This is a genomic window from Aeromicrobium sp. PE09-221, from assembly GCF_002174305.1.
Lineage (GTDB): Bacteria > Actinomycetota > Actinomycetes > Propionibacteriales > Nocardioidaceae > Aeromicrobium.
Genome location: NZ_MIJB01000040.1, coordinates 1 through 14197 on the forward strand (window position 1 = coordinate 1; position 14197 = coordinate 14197).

Annotated in this window: 17 protein-coding genes and 2 pseudogenes; 10 read left to right on the plus strand and 9 right to left on the minus strand. The window is 63.9% G+C overall.

The window, feature by feature from the left end; all coding sequences use genetic code 11:
* A partial coding sequence (locus tag BHE97_RS18350) for a transposase (protein WP_140400259.1) occupies positions 1 to 257 on the plus strand: 257 nt, incomplete at its 5' end.
* 148 nt (positions 258 to 405) lie between these two features.
* Here BHE97_RS18350 and fmdA read toward each other — a convergent pair.
* From fmdA to BHE97_RS18370, 4 genes are all read right to left on the minus strand, one after another.
* Positions 406 to 1653, minus strand: a complete 1248-nt coding sequence (fmdA, locus tag BHE97_RS18355; RefSeq protein WP_087625490.1) for a formamidase — start codon at positions 1651 to 1653, stop codon at positions 406 to 408.
* Between the two features lie 68 nt (positions 1654 to 1721).
* The gene (locus BHE97_RS18360; protein ID WP_087625491.1) at positions 1722 to 2333 is read right to left on the minus strand and encodes an AmiS/UreI family transporter; all 612 of its coding nucleotides are present in this window, start codon (positions 2331 to 2333) and stop codon (positions 1722 to 1724) included.
* Positions 2334 to 2336: 3 nt separating this feature from the next.
* The gene (locus tag BHE97_RS18365) at positions 2337 to 2621 is read right to left on the minus strand and encodes a zinc ribbon domain-containing protein (RefSeq protein WP_087625492.1); all 285 of its coding nucleotides are present in this window, start codon (positions 2619 to 2621) and stop codon (positions 2337 to 2339) included.
* A gap of 97 nt (positions 2622 to 2718) precedes the next feature.
* Positions 2719 to 3810, minus strand: coding sequence for a substrate-binding domain-containing protein (locus tag BHE97_RS18370; protein ID WP_201791529.1), 1092 nt, complete (start codon positions 3808 to 3810; stop codon positions 2719 to 2721).
* A 91-nt stretch (positions 3811 to 3901) separates the two neighbouring features.
* Between BHE97_RS18370 and BHE97_RS18375 the strand changes: the two genes are divergently transcribed.
* Positions 3902 to 4360 carry a MarR family transcriptional regulator gene (locus BHE97_RS18375; protein WP_087625494.1) on the plus strand — a complete coding sequence of 153 codons (459 nt, stop codon included), beginning with the start codon at positions 3902 to 3904 and terminating at the stop codon, positions 4358 to 4360.
* Between the two features lie 108 nt (positions 4361 to 4468).
* Here the strand turns inward: BHE97_RS18375 and BHE97_RS18380 are convergent, their stop codons facing one another.
* The gene (locus BHE97_RS18380) at positions 4469 to 5353 is read right to left on the minus strand and encodes an MBL fold metallo-hydrolase (RefSeq protein ID WP_236757787.1); all 885 of its coding nucleotides are present in this window, start codon (positions 5351 to 5353) and stop codon (positions 4469 to 4471) included.
* A 1375-nt stretch (positions 5354 to 6728) separates the two neighbouring features.
* Between BHE97_RS18380 and BHE97_RS18390 the strand changes: the two genes are divergently transcribed.
* The 5 genes and pseudogenes from BHE97_RS18390 to BHE97_RS20850 all read left to right on the plus strand — a co-directional run bounded on the left by BHE97_RS18390 (position 6729) and on the right by BHE97_RS20850 (position 10767).
* A complete protein-coding gene (locus BHE97_RS18390) occupies positions 6729 to 8438 on the plus strand; it encodes an AAA family ATPase (protein WP_170931498.1) in 1710 nt (569 codons plus the stop codon).
* A 94-nt stretch (positions 8439 to 8532) separates the two neighbouring features.
* Positions 8533 to 8706 carry a hypothetical protein gene (locus tag BHE97_RS20235; protein ID WP_170931499.1) on the plus strand — a complete coding sequence of 58 codons (174 nt, stop codon included), beginning with the start codon at positions 8533 to 8535 and terminating at the stop codon, positions 8704 to 8706.
* Positions 8707 to 8750: 44 nt separating this feature from the next.
* Positions 8751 to 9299: a hypothetical protein gene (locus BHE97_RS18400; protein ID WP_087625499.1), complete on the plus strand. Its 549-nt coding sequence runs from the start codon at positions 8751 to 8753 to the stop codon at positions 9297 to 9299.
* A gap of 254 nt (positions 9300 to 9553) precedes the next feature.
* A pseudogene (locus tag BHE97_RS20845) lies at positions 9554 to 10039 on the plus strand (hypothetical protein); the annotation flags it as partial.
* Between the two features lie 113 nt (positions 10040 to 10152).
* On the plus strand, positions 10153 to 10767 hold the full coding sequence (locus BHE97_RS20850) for a site-specific integrase (protein ID WP_087625501.1): 615 nt from the start codon (positions 10153 to 10155) through the stop codon (positions 10765 to 10767).
* Between the two features lie 4 nt (positions 10768 to 10771).
* On the opposite strand, the gene BHE97_RS18415 is transcribed toward BHE97_RS20850, so the two are convergent.
* Both BHE97_RS18415 and BHE97_RS18420 read right to left on the minus strand, forming a co-directional pair.
* Positions 10772 to 11740 (minus strand): ATP-dependent Clp protease proteolytic subunit, encoded by a 969-nt coding sequence (locus BHE97_RS18415; RefSeq protein WP_087625502.1) that lies wholly within the window; start codon positions 11738 to 11740, stop codon positions 10772 to 10774.
* A gap of 9 nt (positions 11741 to 11749) precedes the next feature.
* Positions 11750 to 12013, minus strand: coding sequence for a hypothetical protein (locus tag BHE97_RS18420; RefSeq protein WP_087625503.1), 264 nt, complete (start codon positions 12011 to 12013; stop codon positions 11750 to 11752).
* A gap of 260 nt (positions 12014 to 12273) precedes the next feature.
* Here BHE97_RS18420 and BHE97_RS19855 point away from each other — a divergent pair, with 260 nt between their 5' ends.
* Positions 12274 to 12720 carry a hypothetical protein gene (locus BHE97_RS19855; RefSeq protein WP_140400260.1) on the plus strand — a complete coding sequence of 149 codons (447 nt, stop codon included), beginning with the start codon at positions 12274 to 12276 and terminating at the stop codon, positions 12718 to 12720.
* 30 nt (positions 12721 to 12750) lie between these two features.
* Here BHE97_RS19855 and BHE97_RS18430 read toward each other — a convergent pair whose 3' ends face one another.
* A complete protein-coding gene (locus BHE97_RS18430) occupies positions 12751 to 13113 on the minus strand; it encodes a hypothetical protein (RefSeq protein WP_087625505.1) in 363 nt (120 codons plus the stop codon).
* Positions 13114 to 13364: 251 nt separating this feature from the next.
* On the opposite strand from BHE97_RS18430, the gene BHE97_RS18435 reads away from it, so the two are divergent.
* A complete protein-coding gene (locus tag BHE97_RS18435) occupies positions 13365 to 13583 on the plus strand; it encodes a hypothetical protein (RefSeq protein ID WP_087625506.1) in 219 nt (72 codons plus the stop codon).
* A 53-nt stretch (positions 13584 to 13636) separates the two neighbouring features.
* Here BHE97_RS18435 and BHE97_RS21040 read toward each other — a convergent pair whose 3' ends face one another.
* Complete coding sequence (locus BHE97_RS21040) at positions 13637 to 13762, minus strand: hypothetical protein (RefSeq protein WP_272896924.1); 126 nt, start codon at positions 13760 to 13762, stop codon at positions 13637 to 13639.
* Positions 13763 to 13994: 232 nt separating this feature from the next.
* Here BHE97_RS21040 and BHE97_RS18440 point away from each other — a divergent pair.
* Positions 13995 to 14197: pseudogene (locus tag BHE97_RS18440) on the plus strand (IS3 family transposase); the annotation flags it as partial.

Sequence of the window (14197 nt, forward strand, 5' to 3'; positions counted from 1 at the left end):
CGGCATCCGCGGGCAAGACCCACCGCCACCGGCGAAACCGCGGCGGAGACCGACAGGCCAACGCCGCCCTCTACCGGATCGTGTTGTGCCGACTGCGCTGGGACCCACGCACCCAGGCATACATGCGCAGACGGACCGAAGAGGGCCTGTCCAAAAAGGACATCATCCGCTGCCTCAAACGCCTCATCGCCCGCGAGGTCTACTACGTCCTCACCGCGACCAATCTCCCGAGTCAGCAAACACCGAAGGCAGCTTGACATCCATAGGAGCATCCTCCCGCGAACCCGTTGAGTGTGGGGGTACCGCCCTGGACGGAGCGAAGCGGAGTCCTCGGGGGAACGTTTGGATGGTGAAAACGCGCTTCTGACCGTCCAAACGTCACACTCAACGGGTTGGGGCTGCGAGTCAGGAGGCCACGGCGACCTGACCGCGGTCCTGTTTCACCGGCCCCTTGCCTCCGGGACGGATGTCGAAATCGAAGATCTCCGTGGGCAGGAACACCGTGCAGCAGGCATTGGGGATGTCGACGACGCTGCTGAGCCGGCCCTGGATCGGGGAGGTCCCGAGGATCAGATAGGCCTGCTCGCCCGTGTACCCCCACTTCTCCAGATAGGAGATCGCGTTGAGGCACGCGTTGCGGTAGGCCTCGGTCGCGTCCATGTACAGATTGGTGTCATCGCGATGGTCGACTGAGATGCCCGTGAAGGTCAGCCACTCGGAGTACACCGGCTCCACGCGGCTGGGCATGAAGATCGGGTTGTGCGTGACCCCATAGGTCTCCATGCCGCCCTTGATGAGCTCGAAGTGCAGGTCGACGAAGCCACCCATCTCGATGGCTCCGCAGAAGTTGATCTCGCCATCGCCCTGGCTGAAATGCAGGTCGCCGATCGAGAACATCGCCCCGTCCACGTAGACGGGATAGAACACCCGGCTTCCGCGGGTGAAGTTCATGATGTCCATATTGCCGCCGTGCTCGCGCGGAGGCACCGTCCGGGCGCCTTCTCGCGCGACCCGCTCCGCCACGGCCTCATCAGCGGTCCCTGCGAGGGTTCCGGGGATCGTCGGGGGGATGGCGAGCGGCGGGACCCGGTTCGGCTCGGTGTCGATGAGCGCCTGCTCGCGCCGGTTCCACTGGGCCAGCAGGTCCGGTGAGGGCGCGGTGCCGGCCAGGCCCGGGTGCTGGATGCCGGTGTAGCGCACCCCGGAGATGTGACGAGATGTGCACTGTTGCCCGTTGAAATCCCAGATGGCCTTGTAGGCATCGGGGTAGTAGTCGGTGAGGAAGCCGCCTCCGTTCGCCTTCGAGAAGATGCCGGAGTATCCCCAGCCCTCGCCGCAGTTGTCGCCCTGGGTCTGTGGGACGGGGCCGATGTCGACGATGTCGACGACGAGCAGGTCACCGGGTTGGGCGCCCTCGATCGCGAACGGCCCGGAGAGCATGTGGTTGAAGTCGAGGTTGACATCGCGGACGTCGTTGGCCGAGTCGTTATTGCCGATCTGGCCGTTCGTCCACTCCTTGCATTCGATCCGGTAGGTCGCTCCGGACTTGACCGTTGCGGCCGCGGGGATGTCCGGGTGCCAGCGGTTGTGGCCCGGTACGGCTTGGTCCGTCATGGACTTGGACTGATCGACGCTGAAGATCACGTCAGGCATGGAGATCACCTATCTGTCGGAAGTGGAAGGGAACTGGGTGGATGTGGTCTGAGGCGTGGCAGGGGCGATCAGTCGACCACCTCCCGGTCCCTGGCGGTGAGCGATCCCGCAGCCGGCGCCGCCACGGCGAGCGTGAGGACGCCGATGGCCGCGATCACGCCCGCGGCCATCCAGTCGCCGCTCCAGCCGCCGAGCAGCGTCATGAGGGCTGCTGTGGTGGTGATGACCCCGGTGACGATGGTGTAGACGCCGGTGGCCGGGCCGAGGGCCGGGCGATCGAGCCCGAGCACGAGGAAGAAGAGGAACCACAGGACGCCCCAGAGCAGCCAGATGACGCCGAAACCTGCGTCATCGGCCCGCACGAAGCTCTCGGTGGCGTAGACGACGGTGCACAGGGCCACGAGCAGGGCGAACCAGCCGAAGCCAGGGTTGCTGATGTCCTTGGCCGCGTTGATCCCGACCCAGAGGTAGGTGAACCCGAACAGGTAGATCCCGGAGGCGGCGAAGATCGCGTCCACGTCGCCGGCGGCGATGACGATCAGATAGGTCGGGGTCGCCACCTGCAGCGCGCCGACGAACAGATTGAGCGGTGCGGCTTCACGAGGTGTGACCCAGTTGAGGAGCAGGAGGCCGTTGACGACCAGGACGATCCCTACGTAGATGAGTCCGACGGAGGACATGGGTCACGGTCTCGGCAGTGAGGGGTGGCCCGGGCGCCGTGCGGGCGGGGGAGTGTTCCGTGCGGCGGACGGGATGTGCCGGGTGACGCCGGGGCTCTCGCTGCTGAGGCCGGCGCCCGTCACGGCGCGGTCGAGGGAGGGGTCGAGTCGACTCAGGTGCGGTGTGCTGATCACGCGCATGCTCTCGCGGTCGCAGGCCGGGCAGTGCGCCGGTTCGGCGCGGCCGGAGATGGTGCGCATCAGATCGAAGGATCCGCAGTCGCGGCAGGTGTAGGTGTAGGTCGGCATGGGGTACCTCCAGTGATTTCAATCACAATATTTTCATTTGAAAGTAAATGTCAAGAGGTGGTCGCCAGGCATCGACCGACGCGGATGAGCGCTGGGATCAGAGGGAGGTGACGACGTCGAAGTCCGTGACGTCCGCCTTCGCCAGATAGACGGTCTGCTTGAGATGGCCGGATCGCAGCTCCATCGCGCCGCGCGGGCCGTCGTAGCCCAGGCCCTCGGACACCCGCAAGACGGCCTCGAGCGAGGTGTCCTGGGCAGCGGCGAAGAGGGAGGTCAGGAGAGTGATTCCCTCATAGCAGGACTCGCCCTGGTTGTTCAGTGGTGGTGCCTCCGGGCCGAAGGCGGCGGTGTAGTCGCCGACGAAGTCGAGGGAGTGGCCGGTGGGCAGGGAGCGAAAGTAGCCGGCCGCGACGTACAGGTCGCGGGTGGCCTCCGGGCCCGAGGCGAGCAGCATGTTCTCCTCCATCAGCGGCGTCAACCGGATCAACTCCTCGTCGAGGCCGCGCTTGGCGAAGGCCCGGTTGAAACGCACCGCGTCCTGGCCGACGAGGAACATCAGCACGCCATCGGCGCGGGTTCCGTGCTCGATGGTGTCGAGGATCGTGCCGAAGTCCTGGGTGTCGAAGCGGGAGAAGCTCGTACTCAGCACAGTCAGACCGAGGGCCTTGGCATAGGCGGAGGCGGCTCGCGCCGATCGCACCGGCCAGACATAGTCGGATCCGACGATGTGCCAGCGCCGCAGGCCGACCTCGTTCCGGAGCCATGCCAGGGCCGGGCCGATCTGATCGACGGGAGTCTCGCCGGCGCAGAAGACGCCGGCCCGCGACTCGCCGCCTTCGTACAATGACGTGTAGACATACGGGATGCGCCCCTGGGTCACGGGAGCGACCGCCTCCCGGATCGAGGAGATGTGCCACCCGGTGAGGGCGTCAATGCGGTCGGCCTCGATCAGGCCCCGCACGTCGCGGGCGACCTCCTCGGGTCGTTGGCCCGCGTCGATCACCTCGAACTCGATCGGTCGGCCGAGCACGCCGGACTGGTTCGTCTGCCGGCGGCAGAGCTCGGCGATCGCCTCGCAGGAGGGGCCGAAGATGCCGCCCGGACCTTGCAGCGGGATGGCCAGGCCGATCCGGATCGCGTCCGCGGTCACCGCTCCCTTGCGTCCCCGGCTCGCCGACTGTCTGTTCATCGCAACCACCATGGGTGTTCCAGATGGTATTTTCATCTGAAAAGGATGCGACCAACGTAGGACATCGGTCGCCACTTGGGAAGGGGCGCCGATGGGCGGAACGGCAGCGGGGCAATCCGCGCACCTGGGGGGCAGGGTCGATATCCGTCTGCTCACACTGGTCGCCGGGCGCGTCAACCGCGATATCGGGACCGTGCTCGCCCCCGATCAGCTATCGGTCGATCAGTGGAGTGTCCTCGACTATCTGGACGTGACCGGCCCGTGCACGATGACGGCCCTCGCGACGGCGACCGGGATCAGTGGCGCGACGTTGACACGGATCGTCGATCGGCTGGTGAGCCGCGCTCTCGTCTACCGCAATGCTGATCGCGGGGATCGGCGGCGCGTGCACGTCCACCTGTCCGAACGGGGACGGGAGACGACGCACGACCTGCGTCCGCGCATCCGCGCCGCGGAGGATCGCGCGACGGCCCGCCTCACGACGAGGGAGCGCGACGAGCTGACGCGGCTGCTGCGTCGGATCTCTCCGCTGGACGACCCCGGAGCCTAGCGACTCGCCCCACCAGATCGGTGACTCAGCGTCCATTTCTAGCTCTGGGAGGTGGCTCAGCGTCCATTGCCGTGGCCAGAACGGACGCTCTTTCGCCGCCATCGCTGCCTACGCTCCGTCATCGGGGAGGTTCCGAGCGCTCGACAGCTGTGCGTAGCCGTCCTCCAGGGCAGAGCGTAGGAAGCTCTCGGACCAGTACTCCTCGAGCGAACGCTCGGGTCGGACATCGTCGAGTGATCTGCCGGCCGCGAATGCGTCGCGTATCCACTCCGCGACGGAACGCAGTCGGTCTGCCTGCCGCTCGACGAAGTCGCGGTCGACGACCGACCCGTGCCCCGGCACCAGCACGTCACCGGACCGGATCCGGTCGAGCAGTCCCTCCAGCGCATCGGGCCAGTCGAGCGGGTAGGAGCCCGAGCCGAACATGGGTGGCCCTGATTCCTCGATGACATCCCCGAGGAACCAAGCCCGCGCGTCGGGAACGAGGGCGGCGAGGTCGGTGTCCGTATGACCGGCCGAGATCGGGAGGAGTTCGATCGTGCGTCCGCCGGGGTCGATGCGAAGCGGCGCCTCGACCGGGACTGTGGGCGGTGTCAGTCTTACCTCTCCCCAGTCCCTATCCGGCCCGCACTCAGGCTGTTCCTGGACCTCGCGCAACCTCGGTCCCTCGTGGTGGGCGAAGTGCCGGGGGATCAAGTGATGTCCGTAGATGGGGATGCCGTGTTCGGCGAAGACCTGATTTCCGAAGGTGTGATCGTAGTGCGCGTGGGTGTTCACAACGGTCACGATCGGCAGGGCGAAGGCATCCCTCACATCGCGGATGATCTCTTCGGCCTCGGCAGGGTTGTTGCGGGTGTCCACCAGGGTGATCCCGGTACTGCCGACGATCACGCCGACCGAGACGTCTTCCGGCTCGTATCGTCGCTGGAACACGCCGGGCGCGACCTCTGTCCATCCCGGGACGATGGCGTCGGGCAGGAGCGATCCGGGCATGAACAGCACGGTAGTGCTCCATGCCGAGGTCAGGGAGAGCGCGGCACGCAGGCGAGTCGGCGCTCTCATGAGGCTGGAGACGTCGAGAGCGCCGAACCCCTCGCTTCGCTTCGGGATTCGGCGCTCTCACCGTGGCTAGGGCCGGGGTCGAACCGGCGACCTTCCGCTTTTCAGGCCGAGGTCGAAGCGACTCCCCAGCGGCGGAGATCATACGATTGCGACCTCAAGAATCACTGACATTGCAGTGATTGGTGTAGTTGATGGGAGAGTCGCCGAACGGCTGGTCCACGGAGTCGAACACCGCGGAGACCATTGGGCAGGGTCTCAGGCCCGGAGAACGTGGTCGAAGCCGGTCAGCCGTTACAGCGCGTGGGTCAGGGCTTGTGTACTACTGTTGGCGGCACAACTTCACACCGCTGCTGTTCCGAAGGACAAGTCTGATCTTGCAGGCCGGAGGACGCACAGCGGTTACTTGATGAGCAGGGCGAGCCGTTCAGTCGGCCCCGAGCGACACGTAGCCGGTCAGTGGCACCACACATCCGATCAACCGGAGTGGTGCCGTGCTGACCGGCTTTTGCATGCCCGAGCGCGCGATACCGCTCTTCATCAAGAGGAGAGACCAATGGGGCGCCTACCGACGATTCCTGAATATGACGCAATCCTGACCCTGACCGAGGTGGCGGACAAGCTCCGCTGCTCGGAGACGAAGGTCTACAAGGCCGTGCGCTACGGCCACCTCGTGCCGCTTCCACGCACCAGTCGGAGCCAGCGGCTCCGTTTTCGCCTCACTGAGGTCACACGATGGATTAACGAAGGTGCTAGCAGTCAGAAGCCGCGCACCTACTCCACGGGGGAGATGCCAGCGCATCTTGCCGCCTACTGGCAGCAGAGGGGTCGCTCGTGAGCGCCGCGCGCTACTCGTCCCGCGCTGTGCACGCGGGACGAGCACTCGCCACCGTTGAAGCCGCCGGACGGGAGTAGAGCCATGGTGCAGAAGAGTCAACCATCGGAGCAACTAACGAGGGCTGCGGAGCGAGTACGAGAGATCGCGGTCGCGATGAAGTGGCAGACATCGGAGACTCGTGGGCAGGTCTCAATCTATACGCGGGCCGTCTGCCACGAGGATCGCGACCTTCAGAGCCTGTCTATCGGCTCCCACGATTCGCGCGGTAAAGCTAGCGCTACCGGTTACCCGATGGTCTACTGCCACGCGCGCCACTGTGACTACGCGACGATCCGTGCGGCGTTGGTTAAGGCCGGAGTGCCGCCGGAACTGCTCCGTCCGGCCCACGGGCCTAAGGCACCCGCGAAGCGTTCTAAACCCCCAGTGCGGGCTGTCCAGCAGCCATTGCCGATCGTGCGTGAGGGTGCATGGATGCTGGCGCTGCGTGGGGATGCGGAGAAGCGCTCGGTACTCGTGGAACGTCGAGGGCTGAGTGAGGAGAGCATCGATGCTGCACTCATTGGGTGGAGCACGAAGCACCAGCGTTACACCATTCCGGTCTTTGACGAGCACGATCGCTGCGTCGGTCTTCGGTTGTACGCACCTGACCCGGCGAAAGGTCAGCCGAAGATGAAGGGGCTGCCCGGCTACGGGAACCGCCTGTATGTCCCCGGCGACGACTTGGACCCTCATCGGCGGACGCTCTACTGCGCTGGCGAATGGGATGCACTTATGGCTGTCGAGCACGGGTGGCAAGCAGTCACGCACACGGGCGGAGAAGGCGCGCACGTTCCCGAGGCCGACAGGCATCGTCTCGCCGGTATGGACGTGATCGTGGTCTACGACGCTGACGAGGCCGGACAAAAGGGCGCTCAGCGCGTCGCTGAGGACCTGCAGGACGTAGCCCGTTCCGTCGCTATCGCTCAGCTACCCGACGATCTCGGAGACAAGGGCGACTTGTCCGATCTCTTTAACGCCGGACGCGGGTCGGAGTTGCGAGCCATCGTCGGTAGAGCGACTGCTTGGGACTTACCAGACGCCTACATCGGATCCTGGGCCGTGCAAGAGCTGCAAGACGTCTTGGCCGACTCCTATGAGCCAGAGACCCCGACGATCTGCCGACGTATCAAGAGTGACGTCGCGCTGTTCTACCCGGGCCGGGTGCACGCACTGATCTCAGAAAGCGAAGCGGGCAAGACTTGGCTCGCTCTCCACGCAGCACATCAAGAACTGGAGGCCGGCAGGGTCGTCTACTACCTCGACTTCGAGGACACACGCCACGGAGTGGTGCGGCGGCTTATCTCGATGGGCTGTCCGCCTGAGGTGATCGAACGTGGTTTCCGGTATATCCAGCCAGATGAAGCGTTCAAGCCTGTCCGGGAAGCGGTGCTTGCGGCCCTGAGGCGAGATCGGCCGTCGCTAGTGGTTGTGGACGGCGTCACTGAAGCGATGGTTCAGAACAGCTGGAAGCAGAACGCTAACGACGAGATCGCTGAGTTCTTCCAGATTCTCCTCCGCCCGATGGCCGCGACGGGTGCGGCCGTCGTCATGCTCGATCACTTGCCCAAGAGCGAAGAGGGATCGGCCGGCCGTGGGGCAATTGGAGGTGTAGCGAAACTCAACGGGATCGACGGGGCGGCATACCGGCTCAAGCCGGTCAGGCCGATCGTCAAAGGACGAGAGGGTTTGAGCAGAGTGACCATCGACAAGGACCGGCCTGGCGAGGTCAAGCGGCATCAAGACGACAAGAAGGGCATCGCTGATCTGATCGTGGACTCTGACGAGGACGACGGCGTTCAAGTGTTCCTAGCGCTACCGACGACCTCACGCGAGTTCCTTGAGCAACGGGCCGCCGCCACGGAAGCAGCTGACGCCGAGACCCGGACCTTCATAGAGACCTATCTACGTGAGAACCCCGGTGCCACTCAGAACGCTGTGAAAGACGCGTGCCATGCCAAAGGCCATGGAGCCAAGGAGAAGATCGGCCGAATTCTCGAAGCGATGAGGGATCCAGAAAGGTTCGGCACCGTGCGCGTCGAGTCCGGCCCGAACAACAGCAAACGGCACTATCTCGCCGACATGAGCACTGGTGTCCCGGTGTCCGGACAGGTGTCCCAGGACACCGGAAAGGACACCCAGTGAGTGGTGGTGTCCCGGCTGCTCTACGTAGTAGGGCCGGGACACCACCACTGCCCCGCGGCGGCCACGGCTGCGCTCGACGAGGGCGGTGCTCTCGATGAGCGGGGTCGTGATGGTGGTGCTCGTGGTCTCGGTGGCGGCGCAGTGGGTGGCCTGGGCGCTCGTGCTGGCTGACGGGTGGACGCGGCCTACTCGTGACCTTCGGGTGCATGCGCTGGTCGTGCTGCTGGGAGTACAGGTCGTGCTGTCGCTGGTGTGGGCAGCAGGTTGAACCGGCGAACCCGTGGAGGTTCGCACCTATGGAAGGAGCGCCCGATGAGTGAGGGCAACCGCAAGAGAAGGAAGGCGCTTGGCTTGATCCCCAAGCGCGAGAAGTGCAGCGCGAGAAAGACCAATGGTGAGCCGTGCGGCAACTACCCGATCGACGGCGGTCTGACCTGCCGTATTCACGGTGGAGCGGCCCCACAGGTCAAGCGCAAGGCACAGGAGCGAATCGCGTTGGCGCAGGATGACGCGGCGTCAATGCTGATCCGGTTCATGGGCGACGACAACGTTCCGTACCCCGAGAGACGGCGCATCGCGGAGTTCCTGCTCACCTACGAAAACCGCAACGAGGTCAAGTTGCAGTTGGCGAAGTGGGAAGAGTCGCTGAGCGAAGTCTTCCTCGACATCGACGACGACGAGATCCCCGTACGTCTGGAGCCCGACGCCGACGGCGTCTATGCGCCCGAGGATCCGGATGCTCGCTGGGAGGAGATGGAGCGCCGACAACCGACCGGTGATCCCATCAAGACCCCACGGGCTCGCCGGACGGCTGCCCCGAGGTTCGCCGACCCCGACCCACCCGACTACAGCAGGCCATAGAACCCGGACCCCGGCTGGCTCGGCACCCAGCGGCCACACCGCGTTCCTCACACGGCAGACACCGATCTGGGGCCGACTCAATGGTCCGGCCACTGGTCGAGGCGCGGCTCGTCGCGGCATCCGAGCTGGCAGGGCGCTCGGCGAGCTTCCGCGTGCGAAACCGAAACGAGATGGAGCACCTTGAGAACTATCAGTTCACCCGATGAGATCTGTAGGTGTTGCTCGCCAGCCCACGAGAACGAATCGAGAGCACAATGTCCAGGAAGAAGCGCGGCACCCACGTCGTGAAGCAGGGAATCAGGAAGCGCTATCGCGCCGACGGCACCGTGCGTGGCTATGAGGTCCGTTATCGCGATCCAGATCGGGTCGACCTCAACGGCAAGCCCGTGCTGCGATGCAAGAGCTTCCGAACTCAAGAGGAAGCCGAGGCGTTCCAGGCACGCAAAGTCGTGGAGATTCTGGACGGTGAGTACATCGACCCTGACCGGCTCCGTACGAAGTGGAAGCACATCTCTGATGAGTGGTTGCGAGTCAAGGAAGCGAAGGGAGCACGAGCTCGTACCGTCAGCGGTTACCGCAATGTCCTGGACAATTGGCTCTCGCACTGGGACCGGCGGGCAATCGATGACATACGCCCTGCTGATGTGTGGGCCGTGATCGAGCACCTACGCCGAAAGGGCCGCGCGGTAGGCACTGAGCGACACGTCTTCAACACCATCAACGGCGTCTTCAAGTACGCCGTCCGCAAGGGCTACGTCCGCAAAAACCCAGCCGAACCACACCGCGAGGACCTGCGCGGCCAGTCCGAGGGGGAGTACGAAGGCAGGCACTCACCGCCGAGCAGGCCGAAGCGATTGTCAACGCGCTACCCGCTGGCCGGTTCAGACTCTATGGCCTCGTGGGCCTATGGACGGGCTTCCGAGCCGGCGAACTCGCAGGCCTCCGTGTGCAGAACCTCGACGCGCTACGCAGCACGATCCAGGTGGGGGAGACAATCGAGGACTTGGGCGGCACCCTTCGTCCCGGCACCACCAAGACGAAGAAGTCCAGAGGCCGCCGAGTGCCCGTTCCAGAAGCCGTCATGAAGCAGCTGACCGACTACGTCAAAGAAGAGGGGCTCGGGCCGAACGACTACGTTTTCGCCGGACCGAACGAGTATTTCCGCCACGCCAACTTCTACAAGCGCAAGTGGCGAGCGGCCTGCAATGAGGCTGGCCTCGAAGGCACCCGCTTCCACACCCTGCGGCACACCTTCCTAAGTCTGCGGGCAAGGGAGGGCGTTCCGCCCAACGTCCTGATGGAGTGGGCGGGGCACAGCACGATCAAGGTCACGATGGACGTCTATACCCACGCCTACGAGGACGACCCGCGCGACCGGGAGCTCATCGAGCGCATGTTCGCCGATGCCCAGCAGCGTGCCGCTGATCACCGTGCACATCTCGTAGTGGTGAGCGGCGAAGGCGTTTGAGCCGTCAGGGCTGTTGCGGGTCAGGTCCGGGCTGCTGTGGCATTGCCTGGAAAGGAGCGGGAGTTAGCATCATGTTGGCCGAGGAGATGAAACCAACGTCGTTTTGGTTCTCGATGATCTTGAAAGCTGGAGTTGACGAGACGGTCAGACCGCAGGCGTGATGAACTGAGAGCACGGCATTTTGCATGTCCTGTCCGAGGCTCTCCAGCCTTGTGACTTTCAGGTCCAACCCAGCCGCCTTCTCGAATGAGATGTGGCGGGCATGCGTCTGTGTCAATGCGTGATCACCTAGCTCGCTGATCACTCGATCAGCCTTAGACTCTTTGTCTGAATGGTCGCGAAACATCCCTGTTTCAAGCCACTGCTTGACCATCTTATTCGACCAGTCGATTGCCTTTTCACACTCACCGATCAGCGTCGGACTGTACTTCGCGATGATTGGTTGCCAAACGGGAATTGAAGCGGGGTTTATAGATATATCTCGGGTCGCACGGTCAAACTCTTCTTTGATTGCGTGTGCCGGAGCGCCATTGATTTGTGGATCGATAGGTCCGAGACTCGAGTGCTTTCCGAGGATGATCTCGTCAGAACTGAGCGCGATCATCGTTCCGGCCGACATTGCCAACTGCGGAACGATGACGCGAATATCGTTCTTAAACATGGCCCTCAAATAATCGACAAGCGATTCCGTTGCTGCGATATCTCCACCGGGCGTGTGAAGAATGAGGTCGAGCCCTTTGGACCGATCCATGCCGTGGATGACGGCCATGAACCCATTTTTGTCACTGTCGTTGACTTCAAACCCTGTCAGGCCCTGCCGGATGAGATCTTGCTTCTCAAGCCAGCCCGAGTAATAGACGATGACATTGCGCCCGGTGAGGTTACTGAGTTCCTTGACGTATCGTCGCCGGACTACATCGTGAACGCTGCCTTGCGAATTGATCTCGCTGAGGAGTTGTGCCCAGTTCGGCATGTAGGTTCGTTAGAAGGGGTTCGAGGTGTTGGCGATGACCACGTTGAACTGAGCTGCTGGACGCTCGAAGCCCATCGCAGCGAAACTGGCTCGCGCCTGCGGTGACTCCAAGTGCATGGTCGTGAAGACGGCGTCAATCTCGGTTTGGCGACGCTCTTCCGAAGTCATGTTAGCCTTGCCTTCCCTAGTGGTCGTGATACTGCCAGTAAACCAGATGACGGTGTCGCCCACCGCCGAACGCCGTGAATTCTGGCTCGTGTCGTACGTGCTCACGGAGGGTCGGGTCCTTGATGGCCTGCTCGGATGTCCCGACGCAAGGCTGCTCGACCACGGGCTCGACCAACTACACGCCCGAACCAGCTGCCACTGCCGTTGCCCCGCGCAGCGCTCAGCCGACCAGATCGACAGAAACCGGGCTAGAACCGTGGAGCATGGTCCCCTCGGCGCTGGGGGCCGCCCGCGCGTTCTTCATCGGCCTACGAGCTGAGGCGGCTACCGTGCTGCCAGGGCTACCGACACGAGGGCAAGGCGGAATGAGCCAGGAACTGATTGACACACTCTCCGGGCTATTGGTGGCTGCCGGAACGGTGCTCTCGCTAATCGTGGCATTGTCACGCTTCCGGGCACTAGATCGTGCGGCGTCACGCCTTGGTCTCTACGTGGATGTACTCGATAAGTTGCAGCCCGGAAGTTCTGAACACGAGAAGATGTCGGCGATCGTGGCTCATCAGGTAGACGAACTCCACGGCCTCCGTAGTGCCGGACGAGATTGGGGTATGGCAGCGATCGCCTCTCTCGCCGTTCTCGCATCCCTCTGGGGAACGACCTATCTCGTCGGCCGCGATGGATGGTGGTGGACCGTCCTGGCGGGCTTTCCCCTCTTCCTCGCAGTGGTCTGTGCGTACGGCATCTACGACTCACTCAGGCTGCAGCCGCGTGATGACGACTCGGAAAAGGGGCCGACCGAGCCAGCCGTATAGGCCAGCCCGGTCGTTAGATGTTGCGAACTGTCAGGCGGCGTCTTCGCCGACGGTGGAGATGACGACCTTGGTTTCGCCGGGGGTGTAGCGGTCGGCGTGCTCGCCGTTCTCGATCTGCTGGGCGAGGAGCAGGTTGGTGATCATGCGGCGGACGGTGGCGATGGAGAGGTTGAGGTCGTCGGCGATGCTGGCGGCGGTCTCGCCCTTGTCGCGGCGTGCAGCCACGGCTTCGGCTTGGGTGCGCTGGTCGCTGCCGGGTGAGAGGTAAGGCAGGCTGCGCAGGGTGCCGTTCTTGCGTTGGCGGAACAGCCGTACGGCTCCAGCGGTGGCGGCGTCCTTGAGCGTCTTCGGCGCGGTGGTGGCGGTCTTCTTGGTGGCGGTCTTCGTGGTCATGATGGTTGCCTCCCGGCGTCGGGCCGAGGTTCTCGTGCTCGGCGTTGAGAGCACCCTGCAGAAGATCTCTCGGGATGTTCAGACCCCGGCTTGAGATTTCCTGCCTGCCTCCTGCTGGCCCAAGTGCGCGAGCGTCGGCCGCGTTATCTCACGTGGGTAGAGGAGTTGGGGCGGGCGTTGTGGACGAGATGGGCATCTTGTCGGGGGCATCACCTAACGTCGAGTGATCGGGGTCACAACGAGGAGGTCAGATGGGAAGCTTCGAGAAGGACATCATGAACGAAGTGCGACGCGAGACGCAGGGGTTCTTCGACTCGTTCAGTCGTCGTTACAAGGGCAAGCCGGTCTCGACGGTGAAGGCAGCACTTGCCCGCGAGTGGAAGTCGAAGATGGACGGCAAGATGACCGACCCCGAGCTGACGGACTACGCGACGCTGATTAGCGAGGGCACCAGGATCCAGGTGAAGTAGCGACGCTTCTCAGTGCTCGACCCCGGACCCGGTCAGTGGGTTCGGGGTCGATCTCAGTAGCCGTTGATGGTGCCGCGGAATGGTGCGGTGGGGTCTCGTGGCTTGTAGCCGGGTGGTCGGCCGATGCCGGTGCCGCTCTTGATGGGCTTGCGGGTCTTGCGGGGCTTTTTCTTTCCCATGGTGTGCTCCGTTCCTCAAGGGGTGACCAGTACATAGAGCCCACGCTGTTCGTGCCGCCTGTGCCGAGGTCGAGATTCGCCTGCAACGACAGTCGAGAAGAGTTTCTGGCCGAGGTTCGGTTGCGACCCGTCACGGCACCGGCTGGGTTCTGTGTACTGGAAAGCGCAGTAGCCGATACTGAAGCGCCCCAGGTTTGATGCCGCATCCTTGTGAGTTGGAAGGATGCGAACCATGCCGAAGAAGATCGATCCCGCGGTCAAGGAGCGGTGCGTGCGCCAGGTGCTGGAGCATCTGCCGGAGTACTCGTCGCTGACCGCGGCCGCCGAGACCGTCGCGCGTCGCGAGGGGGTCGGGAAGGAGACCGTGCGTCGCTGGGTGGTCCAGGCCCAGATCGACGGCGGCCAGCGCCAGGGAGCCACCAGTGAGGACGCCGA

What these genes read in the sequence shown, in the direction of transcription:
- BHE97_RS18435 (WP_087625506.1), top strand. Translation starts at nt 13,365, where the DNA reads ATGGGAAGCTTCGAGAAGGACATCATGAACGAAGTGCGACGCGAGACG.
- BHE97_RS18390 (WP_170931498.1), top strand. Translation starts at nt 6,729, where the DNA reads ATGCTGGCGCTGCGTGGGGATGCGGAGAAGCGCTCGGTACTCGTGGAA.
- BHE97_RS20235 (WP_170931499.1), top strand. Translation starts at nt 8,533, where the DNA reads ATGAGCGGGGTCGTGATGGTGGTGCTCGTGGTCTCGGTGGCGGCGCAG.
- BHE97_RS21040 (WP_272896924.1), bottom strand. Translation starts at nt 13,762, where the DNA reads ATGGGAAAGAAAAAGCCCCGCAAGACCCGCAAGCCCATCAAGAGCGGC.
- BHE97_RS18375 (WP_087625494.1), top strand. Translation starts at nt 3,902, where the DNA reads ATGGGCGGAACGGCAGCGGGGCAATCCGCGCACCTGGGGGGCAGGGTC.
- BHE97_RS18430 (WP_087625505.1), bottom strand. Translation starts at nt 13,113, where the DNA reads ATGACCACGAAGACCGCCACCAAGAAGACCGCCACCACCGCGCCGAAG.
- BHE97_RS19855 (WP_140400260.1), top strand. Translation starts at nt 12,274, where the DNA reads ATGAGCCAGGAACTGATTGACACACTCTCCGGGCTATTGGTGGCTGCC.
- BHE97_RS18400 (WP_087625499.1), top strand. Translation starts at nt 8,751, where the DNA reads ATGAGTGAGGGCAACCGCAAGAGAAGGAAGGCGCTTGGCTTGATCCCC.
- BHE97_RS18370 (WP_201791529.1), bottom strand. Translation starts at nt 3,810, where the DNA reads ATGAACAGACAGTCGGCGAGCCGGGGACGCAAGGGAGCGGTGACCGCG.
- BHE97_RS18380 (WP_236757787.1), bottom strand. Translation starts at nt 5,353, where the DNA reads ATGCCCGGATCGCTCCTGCCCGACGCCATCGTCCCGGGATGGACAGAG.
- BHE97_RS18415 (WP_087625502.1), bottom strand. Translation starts at nt 11,740, where the DNA reads ATGCCGAACTGGGCACAACTCCTCAGCGAGATCAATTCGCAAGGCAGC.
- fmdA (WP_087625490.1), bottom strand. Translation starts at nt 1,653, where the DNA reads ATGCCTGACGTGATCTTCAGCGTCGATCAGTCCAAGTCCATGACGGAC.
- BHE97_RS18365 (WP_087625492.1), bottom strand. Translation starts at nt 2,621, where the DNA reads ATGCCGACCTACACCTACACCTGCCGCGACTGCGGATCCTTCGATCTG.
- BHE97_RS18360 (WP_087625491.1), bottom strand. Translation starts at nt 2,333, where the DNA reads ATGTCCTCCGTCGGACTCATCTACGTAGGGATCGTCCTGGTCGTCAAC.